Origin of the sequence: Clostridioides sp. ZZV14-6154 (genome assembly GCF_020657785.1) — a bacterium.
Lineage (GTDB): Bacteria > Bacillota > Clostridia > Peptostreptococcales > Peptostreptococcaceae > Clostridioides.
Genome location: NZ_JAGWCY010000069.1, coordinates 1 through 363 on the forward strand (window position 1 = coordinate 1; position 363 = coordinate 363).

General features: G+C 38.6%; 1 rRNA gene. It reads left to right on the forward strand.

The features are described 5' to 3' along the window. A 16S ribosomal RNA gene (locus KGF45_RS19750) occupies nucleotides 1–56 on the forward strand; the annotation flags it as partial. Between the last annotated feature and the right edge of the window lie 307 nt (nucleotides 57–363).

The window sequence follows — 363 nt, forward strand, 5'->3', positions numbered from 1 at the left end:
GGGTGAAGTCGTAACAAGGTAGCCGTATCGGAAGGTGCGGCTGGATCACCTCCTTTCTAAGGAGAATTGCCTACTGTTTAATTTTGAGGGTTCGTTTTTACGAATACTCAATTAGCACTATAAGTAATGGAATAATCTGAGTGTATACGAAGGTTGTTCGTTGACGATGTGCGTTAGCACTTTGAAAACTGCATATATATTTAGTGATATGACATCTAATTTGTAATATATAAAGTTGATAACTTTTAAAAATTATCGAAGTTGATAGCTTCTAATCTATCAAACCTTTTTAACTGGTCAAGTTATTAAGGGTGCAGGGCGGATGCCTTGGCACTAGGAGCCGATGAAGGACGCGATAAGCTG